The sequence below is a fragment of the Kitasatospora sp. NPDC002965 genome (assembly GCF_040611255.1).
Taxonomy (GTDB): Bacteria; Actinomycetota; Actinomycetes; order Streptomycetales; family Streptomycetaceae; genus Kitasatospora.
In genome coordinates this window covers 57,889-65,942 of the sequence record NZ_JBEXNT010000036.1, presented here as the reverse complement: position 1 = coordinate 65,942, position 8,054 = coordinate 57,889, and the positions used below count along the sequence as shown (strand labels likewise).

Below are 8,054 nucleotides of genomic sequence, written 5' to 3'. Positions count from 1 at the left end.
GGGGGTCCGGCCCCCCCCCGGGGGGGGCCCCGCGCCACTACGCGCCGCCGCACCGCGCCGTGCGCCCGTGCGCCCCTCCCGGCGCGCCCCGCGCCCCGGAATTGCAAGCCGACCGGCCCGCACCCGCCGCCGTCCGCCCGCACCCCGTGCTCCTGTGCGCCCCACCTGCACCACCCGGCGGGACGGCCGTGCCACCCGCCCCCTCCGCCCCGCCGGAACCGGCCGCACCGTTCCGGAACACCGCTCCGCACCCCGGCCTCCCCACTCCCGGACACCCCACCCGACCCAGTGATCACATCCGTCACACCCGTCACCCCGCCGGACCACCGCCCCATCCATGTGGTCGAGCCGTAATCCTCCCGTGTTCGTACCGTGTCTGCTTCGTGGCCGATTCGCCGCCCTTCAGAACAGATGCCACGTCAAGTAGCCTGCGGCCATGCGCACCACGTCGTCGATCACCGTCGGCCGGGCAGCCGAGATCGGACTGCTCGGCGATGTGCTGTCCGCCGCCCGGCAGCGGGCCGGCGGGGCGGTCTTCCTGCTCGGCGAGGCCGGTATCGGCAAGTCCAGGCTGGCCGGCGAATGCGCCTACCAGGCGTACGGGCTGGGCCTTCCGGTCCTGCGCGGACGGGGCAGTTCGACCGGCACGGTGACGCCCTTCCGCCCGCTGATCGAGGCGCTCTCCTCCCGGTTCCGGGCCGCCGGCCCGCCGGCCGATCCCGAACTCGCCCCCTACCGCCCGGCGCTCGCCCGGCTGGTGCCGGAGTGGCGCGACGGGGCGTCGGCGGCCGGCACGGGCGCCTACCCGGAGACGGTGGTCGAGCTGGCCGAGGCGCTGCTGCGGCTGCTCGCCGTACTCGGCCGCGACCAGGGCTGCGTGCTGCTGCTGGAGGACCTGCACGACACCGACGCGGAGACCGTCGCCGTGCTGGAGTACCTCGTCGACAACCTGGACGGCCTGCCGGTGCTGCTGCTCGGCACGCTGCGCGCCGAACCGGGCCCCGCCCTGGACCTGGTCCGGACCGCCGAGCGCCGGCGCGCCGCCACCGTCGCCGAACTGCGCCCGCTGCCACCCACCGAGGTCGCCGCGCTGGCCGCGGCGATCCTGGAGAGCGAGGTCGCCGACGTACCGGCGGCCGTCATCGACCAGTTGGCCGCACGTGGCGACGGCTGCCCCTACCTGGTCGAGGAGTTGCTCGCCGACATGCTGGACTCCCGCGCGCTGCACCGCGGCGAGGACGGCCGCTGGACCCTGCCGGGCGGACCACGGACCGGCGTGCCCAGCACCATCGTCCGCAGCTGGAGTCGCCGGATCGACCAACTCGACCCTCAGGTACGAGAGTTACTGCTGACCGCCGCCACCCTGGGCAGCCGGTTCTCGGTGACCACCGTCCAGTTGATCACCGGGTACGACGACCGGACCCTCTTCAGCCACCTGCGCTCGGCGTCCGAGGCCAACATGATCGTGCCGGACGGCGCCGCCCCCGACCGCTACGCGTTCCGGCACGCCCTGACCGCCGACGCGGTAACCGCCGCCCTGGCCCCCGCCGAACGGGCCGCGCTGGCCCGCCGGGCAGCCCGGGCGATCGTCCGAACGGATCCTGAACTCGCCGACGAAAGACGCCAGTTGGTCGCCTCCCTGCTGCTCGCGGGTGGCGACCGGGCGGGCGCGGCGGTGCACTTCGCGGAGGCCGGACGGCGGATGCTGGAGGCGGGCGCGGCCAGCTCGGCGGTGATCCTGCTGGAACGCGCCCGCGAGCTCGCCGGGGACGCCGAACGGACCACCGTCACCGAACGGCTGCTGCCCGCACTCGCCGAGGCGGGCCAGCTGGACCGGGCGTTCGAGCTGGCCCGGACGCTGCCCCCGGTCCACGCCGACCGGGGACCGGCCCGGACCCCCGCCGTCGAGCGCCGGATCGACCTCCACACCCGCCTCGCCTGGGCGGCGGTCATGGCCGAGCGCGGCCCGGACGCGGTGGCCCAGGTCGCCGCCGTACGCACGCTCTCGGCCGACCGCCCACGGCCCGAGCAGGACGCCGCACTCGCGGTCGTCGAGGGACACCTCGCCCTGCTGCCGGTCCACGACCCGCAGGACCGGACCGACACCGCCACCCGCCTCGCCGAGGCCGAGCGACGCGCCCGCCAGGCCGCCGAGGTGGCCGAACGGGCCGGGCTGCCGGTGGTCGCCTGCCAGGCCTGGCAACTGCTCGCCCTGCTCGCCCGCGAACGCGGCTTCGACGCCGCCGACGCCTGCCTGGAACGCATGCTGGCCGTCGCCGAGGCCCACGCCCTGCCGGTCTGGCGGGTCGAGGCGCTGCTCCGGCTGGGGGCCAACGCCTTCATGCGCACGGGCGACGGCACCCGGCTGGAGCGGGCCCGCGAGGCCGCCGCCGGGCTCGGCGCGATCATGCTCACCCAGACGCTGGACGGACTGCTCGCGATGAACGCGGTGCTGCGCGGCGAGTGGGACACCGCCCGGGAGATCGTCGACCGCTGTCTGGACGCCACCGCCCGGCTGCGCAACCTCGCCGCCCACCGCTACCTGCTGCTCTGTTCCGCCACCCTGGCCGCGCACCGCGGCCGCGGCCGGGAGACGGAACGCGAACTGGCCCGGTTCCGGCAGGCCGGCGGCGAGGAGTCGTTCCTGATGCCGCTGCGGTACGGGCTCTGCCGGGCCGTCGGTGCGCTGCTCGCCGAGGACCGGGCCGGGGCCACCGCCGAGCTGGCGGCCGGCCTGGTCTGGGAGCAGGAGCACCCCAGCGTCTTCTACCTGGCCGGCCGGCACGGCCTGCATCCGCTGCTGGAGGTGGCCGACGGCCGCTGGGGGCGGGCCGAGCTCGACCGGGCCGTGGCCTCGCCGGCCGCCGAACTCGCCTGGAACCGTCAGTTCCTGGGCTTCGCCGAGGCGGTCCTGCTGGGCCGTGAGGGCCGGTCGGCCGAGGCCACCCGTGCGGTCACGGAGGCCCGGCTGACCGCCGCACCGTTCCCGCTGGCCCACCACCTCGCCCTGCGGCTGACCGCGGAGGCCGCGCTGGCCGACGGATGGGGCGATCCGGTGACCTGGCTGCGCACCGCCGAGGAGTACTTCCACCAGGCGGAGGTGCAACCGGTCGCCGCCGCCTGCCGGACGCTGCTGCGACGGGCCGGCGCCAGTGTCGCCCAGCACCGGGGAGGCCGCGACGCCGTGCCGGCCCGGCTGCGCACCTGCGGGGTGACGGTCCGCGAGTACGAGGTCTTCGTCCTGCTCGCCGCCCGCCCGGGCAACCAGGAGCTGGCCCGGAAGCTGTCCATCTCCCCCCGCACGGTGGAGAAGCACATGGCCAACCTGCTGGCCAAGACCGGCCGCACCGACCGCGCCGGGCTCTGCGACCTGGCCTCCGAACTCTGCGGCGAGGGCTGACCCGGGCGCCCGGCGGAGCCTGTACCGGTGTCCGCGCGGGGCCGCACCCGGCGGGCTCCGCCGTCAGGACTCCCGGACCGGACCGCCGGCCGTCCCGGACAGCCCCGCCGCTTCGGCCGGCGGCTCCGTGCCGGCCGCCGCCACCGCCGCCGCCCCGGCGGGCTCCACCAGTCGGCGCGCGATCCACCACGCCGCCGCGCACAGGGCCGCCAGCGGCGCGAGCGCGACCCGCAGACCCACGTGATCGGCGAGCAGCCCGATCACCGGGCCGGCGACCCCGCCGACGCTGACGGCGAGGCCGAGGGTGACGCCACTGGCGGTCCCGATCCGGCTCGGGAGGTAGTCCTGGCCGAGCGTCACCTGGATCGAGAAGGGCACGTACAGGGCCAGCGAGACGACCGCCGCGAAGCCGTACAGCGCCGGCCCGGGCACCAGCAGCAGTCCGGCCACGGCCGGGACGGCGGCCGCGTACGCGCACCGGACGGTCCGCACCCGGCCCCAGCGCGAGGCGAGCCACCCGCCCAGGACGGTGCCGACCGCGCCGCCCGCGAACAGGGCGAACAGCGCCACCGTCCCGGCGCCGGAACTGCCGCCCGTCCCGCCGCCGAGCCGCTGCCGGGCGTAGAGGGCGACGAAGGCGCTCAGCCCGACGAAGACCACCGAGCGGCAGCCGACCACCGCCGAGAGCCGAAGGAACGCGGGCCAGTCGTCGTGCCCGCCACCGCGCGGGGCGGCGGACTGCGCGACGGCCGTCCGGGTGGCCAGGTTGCGGACCACCGGGCCGGTCAGCACGGCGGCGGCCAGCGCGGGCGGCACCAGCCAGGGCGTCGCACCGAGCCCGCCGGCCTCCAGCACCGGGCCGGTCAGCAGCGGGGCGAGAGCGAAGCCGATGTTGCCGCCGAGCGAGTACCAGCCCATCCGGGTGTGGCCCGTACCGCTCGCGGCCCGCGCCAGCCGAGCGGACTCGGGGTGGTAGGCGGCCACCCCGATCCCGGAGACCGCGACCGCCGCGCAGACCAGCGGGTAGGTCCCGAACAGCCCGGCCACGCCGACTCCGGCACCTGCCGTCACCGTCGCGGCCGGAATCAGCCAGGGCATCGCCCAACGGTCCGTCAGCACGCCGAACAGCGGCTGCACGACGGACGAGAGCAGCGTCGCGGCCAGCATGATCCCCGACGCGGCGAGGTAGCCCAGCCCGCGGCCGGCGACGAGGAAGGGGATCAGGGCGGGGACGACGCCCTGGTAGAAGTCGACGGCCGCATGGCCGGCGGCCAGCGCGGCGATCGGGGCGGCACCGCGGGGCCGACCGGCCCCGCCGGTCCGGGCGGTTCGGGACGAGGTCTGGGAGGTCACGAGCCGATCATCGGGGACCGGACCGGTGGCGCACTTCCGATAAAGTGCCGATCGATGCCGGATTCTTGCCAACCCCCGCCGCCCGACCAGACGCCCGATCAGTCGCCCGACCGGACGCCCGACCAGACGCCCTGTCCGTCAACCGCCCCCTCACCCGATCGACCGCCCGGTCCCGACCGTGCGCAGCACGGCCCGACGGACCACCCGACCACCACGCGACCGCTGCCGGCCGGCTCGGAGGTGGCCGCGCACCGGCACGAGGTGCACCAGATCGTGTACGCGGGCCGCGGCGTGCTCGCGGTGACCACGGACGCGGGCACCTGGGTGGCACCGGCGACGCGGGCCCTCTGGATCCCGGCCGGGACGCTCCACCGGCACCGCGCGTACGGACGGACGGTGCTGCACACGGTCGGCCTGCCGCTGGACCGGAACCCGCTCGGGCTGACCCGCCCGGCCGTGCTGGCGGTGGGCCCGCTGCTGCGCGAGCTCCTGATCGCGTACAGCAGCCCCGGCACCGAACGGACCGAGGAGGGGCGGCGCGTGCTGGCCGTCCTGCTGGACCAACTGCGGCACGCCCCCGAGCAGCCGCTGCACCTGCCCGTGCCGCGCGACCCGCGGCTCGCCGCGGTCGGGGCCCTCCTCGACCGGGACCCGGCCGACCGGCGCACCCTCGCCGAGCTCGGCCGGGCCGCCGGGGCCGGGTCCCGCACCCTCAGCCGGCTCTGCCACGACGAACTGGGCATGACCTTCCCCCAGTGGCGCACCCAGCTACGACTGCACCACGCGCTGAAGCTGCTGGCCGACGACCTGCCGGTCACGGCGGTGGCGCACCGCTGCGGCTGGGCGTCGGCCGGTGCCTTCATCGACGCCTTCCGCCGGGTCTTCGGCCACACCCCCGCCGCCCACCACCGCCGGACGGACTCACCGCGCTGACCGCCCCGCCGTAGCCGCTGCCGGCCCGGTGGCTCCGCTACCGGGCGAGGCGGGCGATCTCGCCGATCTCCAGCGCCGCGTACACCGCGCCGTCCGGGCCGACGACGATGCCGTGCGGCTCCGCGCCGGACACCGGCAGCTCGTGGCTCCGGTAGTCGCCCCCGGGACCGAGCGAACCGATCCGGCCGGCGCCCCACTCGGTGAACCAGAGCCGGCCGTCCGGGTCGGCGGTGATGGCGTGCGGTCGGGCGGCCCGGTCGGGCAGCGGGTACTCCGTGACCTTGCCGTCGACCTCGATCCGGCCGACCAGCCCGGCGCCGATCCCGACGAACCAGAGCGCGCCGTCGGCACCGCTTGCGATGCCGACCGGCGCGGTGCCGGTGGTGGGCAGCGGATGGATCGTCACCTCGCCCTCGACCGTGATCCGGCCGACCGCGTCGGCCTGGTTGAGGGTGAACCAGAGCGCCCCGTCCGGCCCGGCGGCGATCATCGACGGGAAGCCTCCGGTGACGGGCAGCGGGTACTCCGTCACCTCGCCGTCCACGGTGATCCGGCCGATCCGGTCGGCGCTCAGCTCGGTGAACCAGAGCGCGCCGTCCGGGCCGGCCGTGATCCCGTACGGACCGGCGCCCTCGCCCGGCAGCGCGAAGGAGCGCTCGGCCCCGTCGGTGCCGATCCGTCCGATCCGGTGGTCGCGCATCCGCGTGAACCAGAGCGCGCCGTCCGGGCCGGCCGTGATCACCGACGGTCCGCACTCCGGCGCGCCCAGCCCGTACCCGGTCACCGTGCCGTCGGCCGCCAGCCGTCCGATCTCCCCGGCGTGCACCAGCGTGTACCAGATCGCTCCGTCCGGACCGACCGTCACGCCGTACGGACCGGCCTCACCGTCCGACACCTTGATACGTTCGACCGTCATCAGCAGCCCCGCCCCTCTCTCGTGACACCTCGGCGGCTCCCCCGCACCCGGCACTCTCCACTACTCGGCACACGCACGGCAACCGGGTTCCGGACGATCGGGCAGGACGGACGGGCAGGACGGACGGGCAGGGCAGCCGCCCGGGCAACCGGGACGGCCGGGAGGACGGCGCCCGGCCGCCTACTCCGGTACGGCCACCTCGGCGGGGGCCGTGCCGTTCCGCCGCCCGCCGCGCGCCCGGCGGTTCGGATCGCCCCGCAGGACGGAGACGACGCCCAGGACGGCGGCACAGATCGGCACCGCGAGCAGGGCACCGAGGATGCCGGCGATCCCGGCGCCGGCCACCACCGCGACCATGATGGTGGCCGGGTGGAGTTCCACGGTGCGGCTCTGGATCAGCGGCTGGAGGATGTTGCCCTCGATGACCTGGACGGCGAGCACGATGCCGAGCGCCCAGAGCGCCGTCCCGAAGCCGCCTTCGGCGAGCGCCACCAGGACGGCGACCGCACCGGAGAGGAAGGCCCCGACGAAGGGGATGTAGGCGCCCATGAAGACCAGCGCACCGAGGCCGGGCGCACCGGGGACGCTCAGCACGAGCAGGCCGACGGTGATGAAGAAGGCGTCGATCAGGGCGATCAGGGTCGTGCCGCGCATGAACCCGGCCATCGCCTCGAAGGCCCGCTCGGCACAGGCGACGACCGTGTCGGCGGTGCGGCCGGGCAGGTAGGAGCGGATGGCGTCGCCGGTGCGGTGGCCGTCGCGGAGGAAGAAGAAGACCAGCGCGAGTGCCAGCACGGCTCCGGTGACGATCTGGGTGGCCAGGCCGAGCCCGGACAGCACGCCGTCGGTGACGGTCGAGAGCAGCGAGCTGGTCTCGCCCTGGGCGTTGTCGAGGGCGTGCCGGATCTTCTCGCCGAGCGGGCCGAGCCATGCGGCGATCCGGTCGCCGGCCTCCTGGAGCGAGGCGGCGATCTGCGGTGCGCTGTGCACCAGGGAGTTGACCAGGAGGGCGATCACCCCGCCCACGGCGGCCACCAGCACCGCGCACGTGAGCCCGGAGGCGACCGAGCGGCTGACGCCGCGTCGGACCATCCAGGGCATCACGGGGTACAGCAGCGAGGTGCCGAGCAGCGCCAGGATGACCGGGACGGTGGCGGCGCGCAGTTCGACGAGGGCGTAGACCACCAGCGAGGCGACGGTGATGAGCAGGATGACCGCCACCGACCACGCGGCCGCGGCCCGGATCGGGGGCGGCAGCATCAGGTAGGGACGGCGGTGGTCCGTGGGCCTCGCTTCGAGGACGTCGACCGGTCCGCGCCGTTCGGCCTCGCGCCGTTCCGCCTGCGAGCCGTCGCCGGACGGGCCTTCCTCCCGCTCCCCCCGCTCCCCCGGCTGCGCCCCTGGTTTCCCCGGCTCCCCCGGCATCCGCGTCTCCGTCCGGTCGATCGGTCC

At 76.0% G+C, this 8,054-nt stretch carries 5 protein-coding genes; 2 read left to right on the top strand and 3 right to left on the bottom strand.

Annotated features, from left to right (window positions below; genetic code table 11):
- The first annotated feature begins 436 nt into the window (after window positions 1-436).
- Window positions 437-3,400 carry an AAA family ATPase gene (locus tag ABZY91_RS16905; protein WP_355403087.1) on the top strand — a complete coding sequence of 988 codons (2,964 nt, stop codon included), beginning with the start codon at window positions 437-439 and terminating at the stop codon, window positions 3,398-3,400.
- A 63-nt stretch (window positions 3,401-3,463) separates the two neighbouring features.
- Here the strand turns inward: ABZY91_RS16905 and ABZY91_RS16900 are convergent, their stop codons facing one another.
- Complete coding sequence (locus tag ABZY91_RS16900; protein WP_355403097.1) at window positions 3,464-4,684, bottom strand: MFS transporter; 1,221 nt, start codon at window positions 4,682-4,684, stop codon at window positions 3,464-3,466.
- 291 nt (window positions 4,685-4,975) lie between these two features.
- Here ABZY91_RS16900 and ABZY91_RS16895 point away from each other — a divergent pair, with 291 nt between their 5' ends.
- A complete protein-coding gene (locus tag ABZY91_RS16895; protein WP_355403095.1) occupies window positions 4,976-5,686 on the top strand; it encodes a helix-turn-helix transcriptional regulator in 711 nt (236 codons plus the stop codon).
- A 37-nt stretch (window positions 5,687-5,723) separates the two neighbouring features.
- Here the strand turns inward: ABZY91_RS16895 and ABZY91_RS16890 are convergent, their stop codons facing one another.
- Both ABZY91_RS16890 and ABZY91_RS16885 read right to left on the bottom strand, forming a co-directional pair.
- Entirely contained in the window at window positions 5,724-6,602 is an 879-nt protein-coding gene (locus tag ABZY91_RS16890) for a virginiamycin B lyase (RefSeq protein WP_355403085.1), read from the bottom strand.
- Between the two features lie 180 nt (window positions 6,603-6,782).
- Window positions 6,783-8,027, bottom strand: coding sequence for an AI-2E family transporter (locus ABZY91_RS16885; RefSeq protein WP_355403083.1), 1,245 nt, complete (start codon window positions 8,025-8,027; stop codon window positions 6,783-6,785).
- Window positions 8,028-8,054: the final 27 nt, after the last annotated feature.